This is a genomic window from Mesorhizobium sp. WSM3860 (assembly GCF_002294995.1).
Lineage (GTDB): Bacteria > Pseudomonadota > Alphaproteobacteria > Rhizobiales > Rhizobiaceae > Mesorhizobium.
Window position 1 is genome coordinate 332,253 of record NZ_NSGF01000004.1, and the last position, 15,589, is coordinate 347,841.

Sequence of the window (15,589 nt, forward strand, 5' to 3'; positions counted from 1 at the left end):
GACTTTCACCTTCAAGCAGCGGAATGTGCTATCCCATGCTCATGGAAACAGCTGCAGCGTCCGACCGGTTCGTCGCTTCCTTGCCGGTGTTCGCAAAGTTCGAAAGCGTTGCCGATATCGACAACTATCGGCCACTCCCGGATGGCTGGGCGCTGGCCACCGCCGACATCGTCGGCTCGACCAAGGCGATCGGGGCTGGGCGCTATAAAACCGTCAATATGGCCGGCGCCAGCGTCATTTCGGCGCTGCTCAATGCGCTCGGTCGGCAAGATCTTCCCTTTGTCTTCGGCGGCGACGGCGCGCTCGTGGCGTTTCCGAGCTCGGCGCTGGAGATCACGCGCAACACGCTGGCGGCTGTCCAGAGATGGGTGGCGGACGAGTTGGCTCTGACCCTGCGTGCCGCAATCGTGCCGATAGAGGATATAAGAGCGCAAGGCCTCGACGTTCGGGTGGCGAGGTTCCGGGCCTCCGAAGCGGTGTTCTATGCCATGTTCGCCGGCGGCGGCGGCAGTTGGGCGGAAGCCGAGATGAAAGCGGGGCGCTACCTGATCGATCCTGCGCCGGCCAACGCGCGGCCGGATCTGACCGGTCTCTCCTGCCGCTGGAGCCCGATCGAAGCCCGGCATGGCGAAATCGTCTCGATCATAGCCATTCCGGGGGCCTCGCGCGATACGCGCGGTTTTCAGGTGCTGGCTTCCGACATCATCGCCCTTGTCGGCCGACAGGAGCGCGATGGCCATCCGGTGCCGGTGAACGGGCCGGCCTACGGTTTTTCGTCAGCCGGCCTCGATCTCGAGGCCCGGGCCGTCGCGCCGGCGGGAAGGCGGTGGTTGTCGAAGCTGTGGATAGTGTTCCTGCTGACGCTTGCGGCTGTCACCGATCGATATGGCTGGACGATCGGGAGGTTCGATCCGAAGATCTACAAACGCGACGTGGCCAGCAATTCGGATTTCCGGAAGTTCGATGACGGCTTGAAGATGACCATCGACGTTGATGCGGATTTGTTGCAACGGATCGAGAACCGGCTGCAGCAGGCGGAAGAGGCGGGCATTTGCAACTATGGCCTGCACCGCCAGCAATCGGCCTTGATGACGTGCCTCGTCGCTTCGCCGCTGCAGCGCGATCACGTTCATTTCATCGACGGCGCCGCCGGCGGCTATGCGATGGCTGCCGCAAGCCTGAAGGCGAAGGTGTCGGCCTAACGACGGCTTGCGGAGATCCACTTTCCGCAATATGCCTCGGGTTGTTGGGCCCACGTGAGCCTCGCCGTGGAAGCGGGCAGTCTGTCCACATTGAGGAAAACAGATTTTTGGACGCCTCACCATCGACATATGACCGTCTGCTGAACCGGATTTCGATGCGCACCGCGCAAGTCGGGGTGATCGGACTGGGGTATGTCGGATTGCCCCTCGCGGTCGCGGTAGCACGCGCCGGCTTCCCGGTTTTCGGCTTCGACATCGAAGCCCAGAAGGTCGAGAAGCTGAACAGCGGCCAATCCTACATTGAGGCGGTGACGTCCACTGCCCTTGCCGTCGAGGTGGCGAGCGGACGGTTTCGCGCCACTGCGGATTTTGCCGAACTGGCCGCCTGCGATGTCATCATCATCTGCGTTCCGACGCCGCTGACGAAAAACCGCGAGCCGGACCTCTCCTTTGTCAGGAACACGGCAGGCACCATCGCGAAGCATCTGCGTCTCGGCCAACTGGTCGTGCTGGAGTCGACCACCTATCCCGGCACCACCGACGACGTGATCAAGCCCATCCTGGAACAAACCGGCCTGCAGTCGAAGATAGACTTCTTCCTCGGCTTCTCGCCCGAACGCGAGGATCCCGGCAACCGCAGCTTTGAAGTCGCGACGATCCCCAAGGTCGTGGCAGGCGACGGCATTGAAGCGGCGGCGCTCGTGAAGGCCTTCTACCAGGGCGTGGTCAAGACCGTCGTTCCGGTTTCCACCACAGCGACGGCCGAGGCGGTCAAGCTGACGGAAAACATCTTCCGCTCGGTCAACATAGCCCTGGTCAACGAGTTGAAGGTCGTGCTCGGGGCGATGGGCATCGACATCTGGGAGGTGATCGAGGCGGCAAAGAGCAAGCCCTTCGGGTACATGCCTTTCTATCCTGGGCCCGGACTTGGCGGGCACTGCGTCCCGATCGATCCGTTCTACCTGACGTGGAAGGCGCGCGAATACGAACTGCCGACCCGCTTCATCGAACTGGCGGCAGAGATCAACACGGCTATGCCGCGTCATGTGGTCGATGAACTGGCGAGGGCGCTGGACCGGCATTGCGGCAAGGCGCTCAGCCGCTCGCGCATTCTCATCATTGGGCTCGCCTATAAGAAGAATGTGCCGGACATCCGCGAGAGCCCTTCATTGCGGCTCATTGAACTCATCGAGGAATGGGGCGGCAAGGCGGAATTCCACGATCCGCACGTTAGAGAAATACCGACGACACGGGAGCATATGGCGATCAAGGGGCGTCGGTCTGTCGAATTGAGCGAGGGAGCATTGAAGAGTTTCGATGCGGTCGTCGTTGCAACCGACCACGACGCGATCGACTATCAGGCGATCGCCGATCACGCCCTTCTGATCGTCGACACGCGCAACGTTTTTGGTCGCCTCGGGCTAGCCCGAGAGACGGTGGTGAAGGCCTGACGGCGGTCTCGATGTCAGGATCGTGGTTGCACTCGGCCGGCAGCGTCGACACATAATGCCCGAGGCGATAGACAGTTACGCCTGCCGCTCGCCCGCAAGAACAGCCAGTCGAGAAGTTCTTCGCCGGCTTTTGCCACCGGAGCGGCTTCATTGACTTCGAGGATCTTCTTCTGTGGGTCGTTGGCGGACTGTGTTGTGGGCGGATCAAAGGACAATGCCTCGTCTTCGAGGGGTTTCGAGATAGCATGAGCACAACGCAAGCGGAAATTTCCACCATTCTCATGGATAAGGTAGCCGATTGGCTGAACCAGTCGGTGCTTGCCGGCAACGACCTGGAAACACTGGTAAAAGGCTTTTGCGAACGGCTGGCTGCTGCCGGCCTGCCGCTGAAGCGGGTGCATTTGAGCTTTTCGATGCTTCATCCGCTTTATGATGCGCTTGGCTTCACCTGGGTTCGCGGCCGGGGCTTAGAAGTAGAAAGCTTCCGCAATGAGCCCGGAGCGCCGTCTGACAGATTCCTGACGAGCCCCTACTACCATCTGCTCAGCAACAAGCTCGACCATCTTCGACGCCGGCTCGACCCGTCGCTGCCGTCGGAGTTTCCTGTTTTCGATGATCTCAGGCTTATGGGCGTCACCGACTATATGGCTTTCGTGCATTCCTTCAACGGCAACACCAGTCAGGGCATGATGGGATCCTGGTCTACCGACGGTGCCGCAGGCTTCAGCGACAGCATGATTTCGGCGCTGCTGCGCATCCAGAACCATCTCGCTATGGCAACCAAGATGGCGGTGCTCACCAAGCTCGCCGACAACATGATGACCACTTATCTTGGTGGCGACGCCGGCAGGCGCGTGCTTGACGGTCAGATCAAGCGCGGCGAGGGCGATACAATCCGGGCCGCGCTGGTCATGGGCGACATGCGTGGGTCGTCACGGCTTGCAGAAACGTCAGGCCGTGAAATCTATATCGATACGCTGAATCAGTTTTTCGACGCCGTTGCTGCACCTTTCAATCGCAAGGGTGGGCAGATCATGAGTTTCATCGGGGATGGCTTCATCGCCGTCTACCCTTGCGAAAGGCACCGCTCGCAGTCCGAAATCGCCTGCCAGGCTGCCCTGGCGGCAGCGCGCAGCGCCACAGCGCGCATGACGGATCTCAATCTGCGCAGGAAGGAAAAGGGGTTAGCCGACATAAAATTTGGTATCGGTCTACATGTCGGCAATGTGATGTTCGGCAATGTCGGGCTTACCGACCGGCTCACATTCTCTGTCTTCGGCTCGGCTGTAAACGAGGTCCAGCGTCTCCAGATATTGACCAAGAAATATCCGCACAGCGTTCTCGCCAGCAAGGACTTCGCCAGCTATTGCGGCGCCAGCAACTGGCTGACGCTCGGCAGCGAGGAACTGGCTGGCATCAAGCAGAAGCTGACGGTGCTTTCACCCGATCTGTCGGGTGCTCTGGCAGTCGATGAAGACGCTGCGCTGGAGCCGATTTATGACCGAAGATCGGACGCCGAGCAGGTCATGTTGCTTCACCGCGATGCCGCGCGGCTGTCGGCGGGCGACCCGAGCAAGCTCCAGTAATCGCCATGATCTGATCCGAAGGCGTCAGGTAGACAGTCCAGTCGCCGGTTCCGCCGCTGGCGACCGTTCCGAATCCAAGTTGCTCTAGGCTGGCAATGCGCTAGTCTCGCTTTCCGAACCTGCCAGATTGGGGCTGGTGTGGAATGAATTCGGGTGTTGATCTGCTGCGGATCGAGGATGTTGGCATCTCTTTTGCCATCATCGGGGGACCGTTGCATGCCGTCAGGCGCGCAAATCTTCGCGTCCTGCCCGGCAAGGTTACCGCGCTTGTGGGCGAGTCCGGCTCCGGAAAATCGGTTCTCAGCCAGGCAGTGATGGGCATTTTGCCGGCATCGGCCCATGTTCGCGGCCGTATCCTGTTCTCCGATCCTGAAAGGCCCGGCACGACGCAGGATATCCTGAAGATGCCGCGTGACGGACCCGAAATCCGGGCATTGAGGGGCAGCCGCATCGGCAAGATCTTTCAGGAGCCGATGACATCGCTGTCGCCGCTGCACACGATCGGCAACCAGGTCAGCGAATCCTTGCAGATTCATACCCCCATGGCTCGAGCGGAGCGCAAGGCGCGGACCGAGGAAATGCTCGGTCTTGTCGGCTTTCCGAATGCCAAGCGCGCCTATGATATGTATCCCTTCGAGCTTTCAGGAGGATTGCGTCAGCGCGCCATGATCGCCATGGCGCTTATCTGCCGGCCCGCTCTGTTGATCGCCGACGAGCCGACGACGGCGTTGGACGTCACCATCCAGGCGCAAATCCTACATTTGCTGCGCGGGCTTCAGACCAAGCTGAACATGGCGATGCTACTGATCACCCACGACCTCGGCGTGGTCGCCAATGTCGCCGACGAGGTGGTGGTCATGTACCATGGCGAGATCATGGAAGCGGGACCTGTCGAGGCGATATTCCGCCGACCAGGTCACCCTTACCTGAAGGGCCTGATGGCAGCCGTTCCGCATTTCGACCTGAAGCCTGGCGAGAGGCTAAAGGCGCTGCGCGAGGTGCCGGTGAACGTCGAGAACCTGCTCGGCAAGCAGACGGCGCTGCCGTCGAAGGGGCCTGACGATATCCTGCTGTCGGTCAGGGATCTGAAAAAGACCTTCACAATCCGCAAGTCCGGGTTGTTCGGCGGGGATCATCAAACCACCGTTCGTGCCGTGGACGGCGTGAGCTTCGATATCAGGCGGGGTGAGTGCCTGGGGCTGGTCGGCGAAAGCGGCTCCGGCAAAACCACGGTCAGCAAGATCCTTATGCGGGCTATCACCCCTAGCGGCGGCTCTGTGACGTTCAACGGCCGCGATGGAGCGATCGACGTCTTGCAAGGCGAGGGAGACGCCCTGCGCATGCTGCGCGCGAAAATCCAGATGGTCTTCCAGGATCCAGTTTCATCGCTGTCACCTCGCATGACGGTGGAGAACATCCTGAGCGAGCCGCTGGAGATCCATCAACGCGGCGATGCCGCGTCCCGACTCGCCACGGTCAAGAGCTTGATGCAGGCGATCGGGCTCGATCCGCGCTTCATCAAGCGTTATCCGCACAGTTTCTCCGGCGGGCAGCGTCAGCGTATCGGCATCGCGCGCGCGTTGGCGCTGGGCCCCGAACTGCTGATCTGCGACGAGCCGGTTTCGGCGCTCGATGTCTCCGTCCAGGCGCAGATCCTGAACCTTCTGAAGGACCTGCAGAAGGAACTGGGCCTGACCTACCTGTTCATATCGCACAACCTGGCGGTGGTGGACTACATGGCAGACCGCATCGCGGTGATGTGCGGCGGACGTATCGTCGAGCTTGCGCCGCGCGAGACTCTGCTGAGGAAACCGATCCACCCCTACACACGCTCACTCGTCGCCGCGGTACCTTTCCCCGATCTCGACAGGCCGATGGATTTCAAGACGCTGAAGCTCAGCGGCGCTTCCGACACCAGGGCATGGGGACCGCAATTCCGGGACGACGGCGACGCGGATGAACTGTCGCCGCTCGATCTTGGTGACGGCCACCTCGTGCTGGCCCGACGTTCGGCCGATGTCAGCGAGCTACGCCATTGATCAGCCGGCGCACCGTCCTTGGACTGATGGCTTCGGCGTTTGTGCCGAGCACGTTGCGCGCAGGCGATCTGGAGCCGGAATTTCTTCAGCCGCTGCTGAAGGCCCTGGCGCTGCCGGTGCTCTCCGAGCGCTTGCCCAAGAGCCCGCGCGTGTTGAATCTCGCTGCGATAGGGCGGCAGCCCGGCCAGTATGGCGGCACGCTGCGCACGATCATCGGCAGTCAGAAAGATATCCGGATGATGACGATCTACGGATATGCTCGCCTGGTCGGCTATGACGAAAAGCTTAACTTGCAACCCGACATTCTTGAAAGTTTCGACGTAGCAGACGATCGCGTCTTCACTTTCAAGATACGGGAAGGACATAAATGGTCTGACGGTAGCCTGCTGACGCCGGAGGATTTTCGCTATTGCTGGGAAGATGTCTGGCTGAACGATGAACTTTCGCAAGGCGGGCTCGCCCCGGCCCTGCTGGCCGACGGCAAGCCGCCACGCTTCGAGATCGTCGATGCGTTGACGGTCCGTTATAGTTGGGATGCGCCAAATCCCGACTTCCTGCCCAAGCTCGCAGCTGCTTCGCCGCTATCGCTTGTTCTGCCTGCCGCCTATCTCAAGCAGTTCCACAAGAAATACCAGGATCCATTTCGGCTCGCCGGCCTGATGGAGGAGAACAGGGCCAAGAAATGGACGCTCCTGCATATCCGCATGTCGCGGCAGTATCGCCCGGAGAACCCGGAACTGCCGACGCTCGATCCCTGGCGGAACCGAACCAAACCGCCGGCTGAGCAGTTCGTCTTCGAGCGGAATCCGTTCTTTCATCGCATAGACGAGAATGGCCGGCAACTGCCCTATGTTGACCGGATTGTCATGAATGTCAGCTCGTCGGCGATCATTTCCGCCAAGACCGGCGCGGGCGAGAGCGACCTGCAATGCATGGGAATTGATTTCAGCGATTACTCCTTCCTGAAGGACGCGGAGAAACGCTACCCCGTCAAGATGCATCTCTGGAAACGCACACAGGGTTCGCGACTGGCACTGCTGCCCAATCTGAATTGTGCCGACCAGGTCTGGCGTGGCCTTTTTCGCGACGTGCGCGTGCGTCGTGCACTTTCGCTCGCTGTGCACAGGCGCGAGATCAATATGGCCGTGTTCTATGGACTGGCGCAGGAAAGTGCCGATACGGTCCTGCCGGAGAGCCCGCTCTACCGGCCCGAATTCGCGAAAGCCTGGGTCACCCACGATCCTGATCAGGCCAATGCCCTGCTCGACGAGGTTGGGCTTCAAACGCGTGACGATGACGGCCTGCGGATACTTCCCGATGGACGCCCGGCGCAAATCGTGGTGGAAACGGCCGGCGAAAGCACGCTGGAAACCGATGCGCTCGAGCTCATCACTGATCACTGGCGCCAAATCGGTATCGCCCTGTTCATCCGGACTTCGCAGCGCGACATCTTCCGCAGTCGCGCGCTTGGCGGCCAGATCATGATGTCGATGTGGTCGGGCATCGACAATGGGGTGCCGACCGCCGACATGAACCCGTACCAGTTGGCCCCCACCATTGACGACCAACTGCAATGGCCGCTCTGGGGTGCTCACTACTTGTCTCATGGCAGGCTCGGCGAGGCGCCCGATCTTCCGCCTGTGGTCGAGTTGATGACCTTACTCAAGCGCTGGAACGCATCGACCGAAGCCACGGAGCGCGCTGAAATCTGGAATTCAATGCTGTCGATCTACACCGATCAGGTGTTTTCGATCGGCACGGTGAACGGAACATATCAGCCGGTTCTGGCATCCTCGCGGCTGCGCAATCTGCCTGACAAGGCGCTCTACGGCTACGACCCGACCGCCTATTTCGGTGTCTACATGCCGGATACATTCTGGCTTGGAGAGTCCTGAGCGTGCTTCGATATATTGTCTGGCGCCTCGCCGTAATGGTTCCAACGCTGCTGATCATATCGGCGCTTGTGTTCACGATCATCGAACTTCCCCCAGGCGACTATTTCGACAGCTATGTTGCCGAGCTTCGGGCTCAGGGCGAAGCGGTGGATTCCGATCGCATCGAGATGATGCGGAAGGACTATGGTTTCGACAAGCCGCCGGTCATTCGCTACTTCTACTGGGTCGGCGGGATGCTGCACGGCGATTTCGGCTATTCCTTCGAATATGAGCTGCCGGTTCGCGACGTGATCGGGGACCGAATGTGGCTGACCGTGCTGGTTTCCTTCGTCACGATCCTCTTCACCTGGCTCATCGCCTTTCCGATCGGCATGTACTCCGCCACGCATCAATACAGCTGGGGCGACTACGGCCTGACCTTCTTCGGCCTTCTCGGCCTTGCAATCCCGAACTTCATGCTGGCGCTGATCCTGATGTATTTCGCCAACATCTGGTTCGGCACGTCCGTCGGCCATCTCATGGACCAGCAATATCTCGGCGAGCCGATGAGCTGGGCCAAGGCGAAGTCGATCCTCGCCCATCTCTGGATCCCGGTCTTGATTATCGGCACCGGGGGCACGGCAAGCATGATCCGGCGGCTGCGCGCCAATCTGCTCGATGAGCTTCACAAGCAATATGTCGTGACGGCGCGCGCCAAGGGCCTTCATCCCTTCAAGACCCTGGTCAAATATCCGCTGCGCATGGCACTCAATTTCTTCATCTCAGACATCGGCTCTATCCTGCCGGCCATCATATCCGGCGCCGAAATCACGGCGATCGTGCTGTCTTTGGAAACGACCGGGCCGATGCTGATCAAGGCGCTGCAAAGCCAGGACATGTACCTGGCCGGGTCGTTCCTGATGTTCCTCGCCTTCCTGACGGTCATCGGCGTGCTGATTTCCGATCTGGCGCTGGCACTGCTTGATCCGCGAATTCGTTTGCAGGGCGGCAGTACCAAATGAACACGCAATCGCCGCTCCCCGCTCCGGGTGCTCCGCTGCAACACTACGTTTCCATCGCGCCCTTTGACCTGCAGTCGGTCGAGGCGATGACGCCGGAGCAGTCGAAGGTCTTTCAGGCGTCGCAGTTGCGGCTGATGTGGTGGAAATTCCGACGGCACCGGCTTGCTCTTGTATCCGGCATATTCCTGGCGGTGCTCTATTGCGGGATACTGATCTGCGAGTTCCTGGCGCCCTACAATCTGCACACGCGCAACATGGACTACATCTATGCGCCGCCGCAGCGGGTGCACCTGTTCCACAACGGCCAGTTCGTCGGGCCGTTCGTCTATGGCCGCCAGATGACGCTGGATATGGACACGCTCAAGCGGAACTACATCGACAAACAGGACGATGTTCAGCGGATCCGTTTCTTCTGCAAGGGCGACAGCTACCGGTTCTGGGGCCTGATCGAAGGTGACAGGCATTTTGTCTGCCCTGCCGAAAACGGCCAGCTCTTTCTGGCCGGCACTGACAGGCTGGGGCGCGATGTGCTCTCGCGCATCATCTATGGTGCACGCATTTCACTGACGATTGGCCTCGTCGGCATCAGTTTCAGCTTCCTGCTCGGCATAGTCATCGGCGGACTGGCCGGCTATCACGGCGGCATCTTCGACCTGATCGTTCAACGGATAATCGAAGTTCTGCAATCGATCCCCAGCATTCCGCTGTGGCTTTCCCTGGCGGCGATCATGCCGATAACCTGGAGTCCGATCCTGATCTATTTCGGCATCACCGTGATCCTCGGGCTGCTCGACTGGACTGGATTGGCGCGGGCCGTGCGTTCAAAGCTTTTAGCGTTGCGCGAGGAGGATTACGTTCTGGCCGCGCAATTGATGGGCGCCAGCAGCGGCCGCATTATCCGGCGGCACCTCATTCCCGGCTTCATGTCGCATCTGATCGCGACGGCGACGATCTCCATACCCGGCATGATCCTGGGCGAGACGGCGCTGAGCTTCCTCGGGCTCGGCCTGCGGGCGCCGATAACCAGTTGGGGCATCCTGCTCACCGAGGCGCGCAGCGTCAGCGTGATCGCATTTTATCCATGGCTACTTTTGCCGATCCTCCCCGTCATTCTCGTCATTCTGGCGTTCAACTTCCTCGGCGACGGCTTGCGGGACGCTGCAGACCCCTACAAGTGACATCGCTAGAGCATGATGCCGAAAAGTGTGCAGCGGTTTTCGGACGACATCATGCTCTATGTTTTTGATTTAGCGCCGCTCGCCAAGCCGCAGACTCCGCCCGGTCGTCGGCGGCCCTGTTCGGTTGTTGCTGTGTTGACCCTTCGCCTCTATATGCGGCGACGCCGGATCGGACTAACAACTTGCTCCCGGGTTTCATTCTGGTCGCGGGCATTGCCGGTCTCTTGAGCGAGTTCAGGAACACACAAACGGATATGAGTCGCCTCGAAAGTTTCATCCGCAGGCTGACCGCACAGCGCGATATTCTCGATCAGGTCTGCGCGGAGGTGGCAAAGATTGAGGGTCCCATCCTTGAACTCGGGCTCGGCAATGGCCGGACGTTCCACCATCTGCGCGAGCGTCTGCCCGGCCGACGGATCGTGGCTTTCGACCGCGCACTTGCCGCACACGCCAGCTCGATTCCCGAAGCTGAAAACCTTGTGCTCGGCGAAATACGCGAGACGGCGAGCAGGTTCATTGGCATCGACGCCGCGCTTGTTCATGCCGACATCGGCACCGGCTATGAAGATCGCGATGCAGTGACCTCTACCTGGCTTCCCGGACTGACCGCGCGCTTGCTTCGCGTCGGCGGCATTGCGGTCAGCGGCACGCCGCTCGATCACCCGCAGTTGCAACGCCTTCCACTGCCGCCTTCGGTACCCGTCGATCGCTATTTTGTCTGCAGGCGCGTCTGAGGCCGAAACGGCCCAGGTTCAGGGGATCGTGTATACCGCTATCTCCCGCTCGATGCCGCGCAGCGAGACCTCGTGGGGCACGGGCGTCAGCGCGTTCCTGTGCAACAGATCGGCAGTGAGATTGTCGTCGACCACCGCGCGCGTGGCGAAGATCGCCTGTGCGTTGGCAAGGTTCTGGACCCGCGAAGCAATGTTGACCGTCTGGCCGAAATAGTCCTGTCGCTCGTTCATAGACACGGCAATGCACGGGCCGGCATGGACTCCGATCTTGAGCAGCAGATCCTCGCGCCCGCTCTTCTCATTGAGCGCACGCATGGCGTCGCGCATCCTGAGGGCCGCGGCAATCGCACGATCCGGCGTCGCGAAGGTCGCCATTACCGCATCGCCGATCGTCTTCACCACCGCGCCTGCCTCCGACGCGACGATCTCGTGCAGAACCTGAAAATGCACGCGCACGAGATCGAAGGCTGAAAGATCACCCACCCGCTCGTAAAGCTCGGTCGATCCGCGCAGGTCTGTGAACAGGAAGGTGAGGCTAGTGATCTTCAGGCGCTGGTCGATGTCGAGCGTATCCGTGCGATAGAGATCGCGGAACGTCTGGTTGGTGAGCAGGCGCTTGGCTGTTAGGAAGGGCCGGCGTTTGCCCAGGAGGTCATGCAATTCCTGGCCGGCGATGAAGACCGTCGGCAGCACGCGGGTGTCGGTCCTGTTCTCGAGCGAAATGCGCAACGGGCCGGGTTGCATCTCCAGCGTCTGGTTCTGGACATGCTCGCGGTCGAAGACCAAAGAGAGGCTTCGGCGCTCTCTTGTCGGTTCGCCCTTGACGTCGATGAACTGCACTGAATGGGTGACCGGCTCGAAGACGATGATGAATTCGGACGGAAGCTGTACGGGCAGAACAGCCTTTTCACCGGGCGCAAGCTCGATATCCTCCAGCGAGAACGCTTCCATCGTCTTGGCGAAATCCTCTTCCGGCAGATCGACGCCGGACGCCCAGTAGATCTGGCGGAAATATTCCACCAACGGCAGTTCGTGTGGATTGTGGGCGGCAATCTTGCGCACGCGAGGACTGACCGTGAATGTCACCTCGACCATCTCGTCGAGGGTCGGTGAATAGCCCTCCGAGCACAGCGCGCAGGTATATTCGTCCTTCTGCAGGGTTTTCAGCGTGGCGTTGCTGTCGAGCACGCCGCCACAGCCGGGGCATAGAACATTCCAGGAAATGTCGAAGAGGCCCACCCGCGCCGCATGCAGAAAGGCACTTATGGCGCGTTCCTCGTCGAGGCCATGCTTGCTGGCGAAGGCTAGAGCATTGATGCGGCAAAGCTCGCGGTCCTTGCCCTCCGCGATGGTTCGCTTGATCGCAGCGATTGCCCGCGGATCGACATCGGTCGATTGCCGCAGAAGCGAGAACAGATCCTGAGTTTCGTTCATCGTGCAGGCTCCGGAAGAAGTGCGCCGCCGAACCGTGTTGACCGGACCGCTCATGGTCCGACTGCGCCATTTTACTTCGAAACGAACCCCACGGCCATTCGAATAGACAAGCCGGCCGATAGCTCAATTCCGTTTGGCGGATTTTCGCCGGCCGCAAGCGGCATTATGATGATCCATGGGCAATTATCTATGCGGGCTCTCTCATGCCGACATCCGACAATCCGCCGTTTCCCGCCACTCTGCGCCTCTTTTCCTTGGTGGTCATTGTCGTCCTGGCCGTAGGCGCCGGCCTGTTTTTCGCGCCCGTGCTGGTCAAGCCGCGCTGGCCATGGGCCGTCACCCCGTTCAATGCCCGCTTCCTTGGTGGCTTCTACACCGCCGAAATGGTCGTGATGGCGGCGCTGCTGTACTGGAATCGCTGGTCGCCTGGCAGGCTCGTGCTCGTCATGGCCCTCATCTTCACCGTCATCGTGTCGGTGGCGTCGTTCATCAATCTCGGCCATTTCAACTTCGCGCGCAAAGCGCCTTGGCTGTGGTTTCTGGTCTATCTTGGTTCGGCCGCGGTATCCGGGCTGTTCCTATGGCGGGCCAGGGCCCGTCCTTCTGCAAAAGGCGTGACCTTAAAGCCCGCATGGCGCGGCTACATGCCGGTGGAATCGGCAGTCCTTGGGCTCTATGGCGTCGGCCTGTTGCTGTTCCCTCTGACGTTCGGCAGTTTCTGGCCATGGCCGGTCGATGGCTTCCACGCTCAGGTCTACAGCGCCATCTTCCTCGCGGGGGCAGGCGGCATATATGTCGTCTGGAGAAGCGCGCCGCGCGAGGAACTGCTGGTGCTGGGCTTGGCGCAGTTGCTGATCGGCCTGCTTGCCATTCTTGGACTCGTCATCACCGACGCTGCCGTGCATCGGATCGACTGGACGGCGACCGGGACATTGTGCTGGCTCGCCCTTTTCGGCTGGATCGGCATCAGCGGCGTCTTCAAACTCTCCGCCGCCACTCGGTATTTTAGCTCGCACTCGGCATCATAGGTTGCAGGGACGGCTGGATTTTCAGGTGACGTAGGGTGCATCCTACCGTGCCGATTGGCCTTCGCCGGGAACGTTATGACCAGCAGAACCTCGCCATCCTCGGAGAAAATCCAGCCGCAGCTCCGACCCGTTCGGCTAAGCGATGCGGAGACGCTTTGCGCCATCTTCAATATGCCGGGCTTTCGCTGGGGCACGCTCAGGATGCCCTTCGAAAGGGTGGACCAGGTGGAGCGGCGCATCGCCAAGTCCGGCCAGGAAACCACCTGGATCGTTGCGGAGGTGGAGGGCAAGGTCGTCGGCCATGGCAGCCTGGTCGTGCAGGGTTCGCCGCGCCGTTCGCATATCGGCGAGATCAATATCGGTCTTGACGATGCCTTTGTCGGCAAGGGCATCGGCTCTGCCATACTCGGCGCGCTGCTCGACGTGGCCGACAACTGGCGCGCTCTGAAGCGGGTCGAATTGACCGTCTATGCCGACAACGAACCGGCCATCCGTCTCTATGCGAGCCACGGCTTCGAGGTCGAAGGTCGGCATGTGAGGGCCGGTTTTACCGACGGGCAGTACCACGACCTCCTCAGCATGGCCCGGCTGCGGTTCTGAGCGGCTAGACGGGACAATGACCGCCGTGGCTGACCCAACCCCCACGCCTCCGATAGAAATCCTGGCTGTGCTGTCGCTGCTCTGCCCGGAAGTCGTGCGTGACATCGAGCAGAAATGGAATGCACCGGTTTCCGACTACGCCCGCCATCTGTGGCGGCCGGTGGCGAGGCCTGCATCGGGCCCGGCGATCGCTGCCCGCTCGATCCTGCGCGACGTGCTGCAGCAGCGTCTTGGTGCGATCATGCAGCCTGAAGAGGTCGGCAAGGCCCTCGAAGCGTTCGAGCACAGACCGGTGATTCAGTCCGGCCTGCACTGTCTGCTTCTGATGGACCGGATCACCTTCGACGCCCTCCTGCTTGCCTGGCTCGGCGCGGTCGAAAGCGGGCTCTCGGCCTTCTTCTGCTTCATGGGAACGACGATGACCATGGAGACAATCGGCCGGGAAGGGCCGGGATGGCTCGATGTCGGCGACGACAAGGTCAACCTGTTTGGCATGGGGCGGCACAAGCTGTGCCGCAAAAGCGCCTGCGTGGCCGGTCCCGTCTTCCTCAACAAGCGCGCGCTCGAAGCGGTGGGCGATGAAACGGATGCCAGCCGCTGGCTGGGCACACTGCTTGCCAGCCGGGACAAGATGTTTGCAACCGCGGCCGACGCGGTGACAGCCCTCAACGAGGATCTGGTCGCCAGTTGGGACTGTTCCGGCATGGCCCAGCCGGTTTTCATCGATGATCGGCTCGCCGCGGCCGCCATGGCTCGGCATCTGCAATATGACCGAAGCCTTGTTTCCAGGCTGCTCCTTGAACCCGCAAGACGCCAGCGTCTCGAACGTGCCTTGCAAGAGACCGCATCGAGCCCATTTGGCAGATTCCTGCCCAATGCCACGGCCTATTTCTGGGGCATCCGCGACGAGCGCGTGCGCAAGCTCGTCCTCGAGGACGGCCACCTGATCGAGCCCGACAGGCCGCATGGTCTTTCCATCCCGTTCGAGCGAGTACATCTCAAGCAGGCGCTGCTGGAAGGCGTGCTGCTGCCGAACTTGTTCATGACGTTCCTGGTTCTTGCCATATTGCCGCGCGTGCGGGTTGTGGGCGGCCTGAGACAGATTGGCTATGTCGCGCTTTTCCACTCGATCCTGCTGGCCGCGCTGGACGAAAACGCGCCGGAAGAGCGCGATCTGGCTCAGGAGCTGCAGGTGCGGGAAAATGCCTGGGGCGTGCGGGTCATCGATGAAAAGATCTCGGTCCGCGAGCAGCTTGCCGGCCTGCTGGAAGGAGCGCTCTTCCCGGACCTGCTCCGGCAGTATCGTTTGCGGACATTTGCCGAGACGACCGACGACCTAAAACTGGTTCGAGAAGACGCCCGATGGCGCAAGATCGGCCAGGCAGAGATCAAGGCGACCTGAGCTTCGCATCAGGTTTTATTCGCGGAGGGTCCATCGCGA

12 protein-coding genes are annotated in these 15,589 nt (G+C 60.8%); 11 read left to right on the forward strand and 1 reads right to left on the reverse strand.

The window, feature by feature from the left end; genetic code table 11:
* The first annotated feature begins 23 nt into the window (after nucleotides 1-23).
* The 8 genes from CK220_RS10430 to CK220_RS10465 all read left to right on the forward strand — a co-directional run bounded on the left by CK220_RS10430 (nucleotide 24) and on the right by CK220_RS10465 (nucleotide 11,086).
* A complete protein-coding gene (locus CK220_RS10430) occupies nucleotides 24-1,202 on the forward strand; it encodes a DUF3095 domain-containing protein (RefSeq protein WP_095811437.1) in 1,179 nt (392 codons plus the stop codon).
* A gap of 155 nt (nucleotides 1,203-1,357) precedes the next feature.
* Nucleotides 1,358-2,653 carry a nucleotide sugar dehydrogenase gene (locus CK220_RS10435; protein WP_176479045.1) on the forward strand — a complete coding sequence of 432 codons (1,296 nt, stop codon included), beginning with the start codon at nucleotides 1,358-1,360 and terminating at the stop codon, nucleotides 2,651-2,653.
* Nucleotides 2,654-2,898: 245 nt separating this feature from the next.
* Entirely contained in the window at nucleotides 2,899-4,239 is a 1,341-nt protein-coding gene (locus CK220_RS10440) for an adenylate/guanylate cyclase domain-containing protein (protein WP_095811439.1), read from the forward strand.
* Nucleotides 4,240-4,382: 143 nt separating this feature from the next.
* On the forward strand, nucleotides 4,383-6,278 hold the full coding sequence (locus CK220_RS10445) for an ABC transporter ATP-binding protein (RefSeq protein WP_095811440.1): 1,896 nt from the start codon (nucleotides 4,383-4,385) through the stop codon (nucleotides 6,276-6,278).
* Complete coding sequence (locus CK220_RS10450; protein ID WP_095811441.1) at nucleotides 6,275-8,173, forward strand: ABC transporter substrate-binding protein; 1,899 nt, start codon at nucleotides 6,275-6,277, stop codon at nucleotides 8,171-8,173. The genes CK220_RS10445 and CK220_RS10450 overlap by 4 nt, the downstream gene beginning before the upstream one ends.
* 2 nt (nucleotides 8,174-8,175) lie before the next feature.
* On the forward strand, nucleotides 8,176-9,174 hold the full coding sequence (locus CK220_RS10455; RefSeq protein ID WP_095811442.1) for an ABC transporter permease: 999 nt from the start codon (nucleotides 8,176-8,178) through the stop codon (nucleotides 9,172-9,174).
* Nucleotides 9,171-10,352, forward strand: coding sequence for an ABC transporter permease (locus CK220_RS10460; RefSeq protein WP_095811443.1), 1,182 nt, complete (start codon nucleotides 9,171-9,173; stop codon nucleotides 10,350-10,352). Before CK220_RS10455 ends, CK220_RS10460 begins: the two co-directional genes overlap by 4 nt.
* Before the next feature lie 254 nt (nucleotides 10,353-10,606).
* Nucleotides 10,607-11,086: a class I SAM-dependent methyltransferase gene (locus CK220_RS10465; RefSeq protein ID WP_095811444.1), complete on the forward strand. Its 480-nt coding sequence runs from the start codon at nucleotides 10,607-10,609 to the stop codon at nucleotides 11,084-11,086.
* 18 nt (nucleotides 11,087-11,104) lie between these two features.
* Here the strand turns inward: CK220_RS10465 and CK220_RS10470 are convergent, their stop codons facing one another.
* Complete coding sequence (locus CK220_RS10470; protein ID WP_095811445.1) at nucleotides 11,105-12,520, reverse strand: adenylate/guanylate cyclase domain-containing protein; 1,416 nt, start codon at nucleotides 12,518-12,520, stop codon at nucleotides 11,105-11,107.
* 203 nt (nucleotides 12,521-12,723) lie between these two features.
* Between CK220_RS10470 and CK220_RS10475 the strand changes: the two genes are divergently transcribed.
* The 3 genes from CK220_RS10475 to CK220_RS10485 all read left to right on the forward strand — a co-directional run bounded on the left by CK220_RS10475 (nucleotide 12,724) and on the right by CK220_RS10485 (nucleotide 15,550).
* Entirely contained in the window at nucleotides 12,724-13,548 is an 825-nt protein-coding gene (locus tag CK220_RS10475; protein ID WP_095811446.1) for a hypothetical protein, read from the forward strand.
* A 75-nt stretch (nucleotides 13,549-13,623) separates the two neighbouring features.
* Nucleotides 13,624-14,148 carry a GNAT family N-acetyltransferase gene (locus CK220_RS10480; protein ID WP_095811447.1) on the forward strand — a complete coding sequence of 175 codons (525 nt, stop codon included), beginning with the start codon at nucleotides 13,624-13,626 and terminating at the stop codon, nucleotides 14,146-14,148.
* 16 nt (nucleotides 14,149-14,164) lie between these two features.
* Complete coding sequence (locus CK220_RS10485; RefSeq protein WP_095811448.1) at nucleotides 14,165-15,550, forward strand: hypothetical protein; 1,386 nt, start codon at nucleotides 14,165-14,167, stop codon at nucleotides 15,548-15,550.
* The last annotated feature ends 39 nt before the right edge of the window (nucleotides 15,551-15,589 follow it).

Bases quoted from the DNA above. Each gene is read 5' to 3' on its own strand.
- CK220_RS10430 (WP_095811437.1), top strand. From the start codon at position 24: ATGTGCTATCCCATGCTCATGGAAACAGCTGCAGCGTCCGACCGGTTC.
- CK220_RS10435 (WP_176479045.1), top strand. From the start codon at position 1,358: ATGCGCACCGCGCAAGTCGGGGTGATCGGACTGGGGTATGTCGGATTG.
- CK220_RS10440 (WP_095811439.1), top strand. From the start codon at position 2,899: ATGAGCACAACGCAAGCGGAAATTTCCACCATTCTCATGGATAAGGTA.
- CK220_RS10445 (WP_095811440.1), top strand. From the start codon at position 4,383: ATGAATTCGGGTGTTGATCTGCTGCGGATCGAGGATGTTGGCATCTCT.
- CK220_RS10460 (WP_095811443.1), top strand. From the start codon at position 9,171: ATGAACACGCAATCGCCGCTCCCCGCTCCGGGTGCTCCGCTGCAACAC.
- CK220_RS10465 (WP_095811444.1), top strand. From the start codon at position 10,607: ATGAGTCGCCTCGAAAGTTTCATCCGCAGGCTGACCGCACAGCGCGAT.
- CK220_RS10470 (WP_095811445.1), bottom strand. From the start codon at position 12,520: ATGAACGAAACTCAGGATCTGTTCTCGCTTCTGCGGCAATCGACCGAT.
- CK220_RS10475 (WP_095811446.1), top strand. From the start codon at position 12,724: ATGCCGACATCCGACAATCCGCCGTTTCCCGCCACTCTGCGCCTCTTT.
- CK220_RS10480 (WP_095811447.1), top strand. From the start codon at position 13,624: ATGACCAGCAGAACCTCGCCATCCTCGGAGAAAATCCAGCCGCAGCTC.
- CK220_RS10485 (WP_095811448.1), top strand. From the start codon at position 14,165: ATGACCGCCGTGGCTGACCCAACCCCCACGCCTCCGATAGAAATCCTG.